The sequence below is a fragment of the Carboxydothermus islandicus genome, assembly GCF_001950325.1.
In the GTDB taxonomy this organism is placed as follows: Bacteria; Bacillota; Z-2901; order Carboxydothermales; family Carboxydothermaceae; genus Carboxydothermus; species Carboxydothermus islandicus.
Window position 1 is genome coordinate 1 of record NZ_BDJL01000074.1, and the last position, 314, is coordinate 314.

Below are 314 nucleotides of genomic sequence, written 5' to 3' on the forward strand. Positions count from 1 at the left end.
CCAGCTATCATCATAATCGTTGCAGCCGTTACAGGATCAGCCTTACCAATAAGCTTAATATGGTTTACCGTAGCAAAATACGCACTGTACCAGCCCGCACCTAAACCGATACTAATTAATGCTCCAACTAACATCAACCCACCGTGTTCGGAAAAAGCTTCTTTTAGCGGTGCTTTAGAAACACTCCCGCTCTTCTTCATTCCCGAAAAGACAGGTGACTCTTCAATTTTCCAGCGCAGATACAACGATACAAAAACCAAAATTAAAGAAAGAATAAACGGTATCCGCCAGCCCCAGGCCGCCATAGCTTCCTT

Annotated in this window: 1 pseudogene; it reads right to left on the reverse strand. The window is 44.3% G+C overall.

Annotation, left to right across the window (positions count from 1 at the left end):
- Nucleotides 1–314, reverse strand: a pseudogene (locus tag ciss_RS13360) (hypothetical protein); the annotation flags it as partial.